Origin of the sequence: Mycobacterium sp. E3247 (assembly GCF_001667785.1) — a bacterium.
In the GTDB taxonomy this organism is placed as follows: domain Bacteria; phylum Actinomycetota; class Actinomycetes; order Mycobacteriales; family Mycobacteriaceae; genus Mycobacterium.
The window spans coordinates 1-684 of record NZ_LZJG01000093.1; the positions used below are offsets into that span (position 1 = coordinate 1).

Here is a 684-nt window from a genome sequence, read left to right on the forward strand (position 1 = left end):
GAAGTCGAACAGCGAGCTGATCGGTCCGAAGATCAGCATGAACCGGCGGATGAACGCGACGTTCCAGTGCGACGGCGCGTGCAGCTGCTCGGCGTCGACCCTGTCGGTGGGGATCGCCAGCTGCGAGGAGTCGTATAACAGGTTGTTCAGCAGGATCTGGCTGGGCAGCATCGGCAGGAACGGCAGCAGGGCCGATGCGGCCGCGGCGCTGAACATGTTCCCGAAGTTGCTCGACGTGCCCATCAGCACGTACTTGATGGTGTTGGCGAATATGCGCCGGCCCTCGGCGACGCCGGTGGCCAACACACCGAGGTCCTTCTCCAGCAGCACCACGTCGGCGGCGTCCTTGGCCACGTCGGTGGCGCTGTCCACCGAGATCCCCACGTCGGCGGCGTGCAACGCCAGCGCGTCGTTGACCCCGTCGCCCAGGAAGCCGACGGCTCGCCCCTCGCGCCGCAGCGCGGTGATGAGCCGCGCCTTCTGCTCCGGCGAGATGCGGGCGAAGATGGTGTAATTCTGTGCGGCGTGCTCGAATTCTTCGTCGCCGAATTGTTCCATCTCCGCGCCGGTGATGGTTCCCTTTGAGGCCAAACCCAAGTCGGCGCACACCTTTTCGGCCACCCGCGCGTTGTCACCGGTAGCGATCTTCAGCTCGATGCCCAGATCCGCGAGCTGGGTTAGGGA

General features: G+C 65.4%; 1 protein-coding gene. It reads right to left on the reverse strand.

Annotated elements, in window-relative coordinates; all coding sequences use genetic code 11:
- Positions 1–684: HAD-IC family P-type ATPase (locus A9X04_RS32205; protein ID WP_156764218.1), on the reverse strand; the 684-nt coding region annotated here is incomplete at both ends.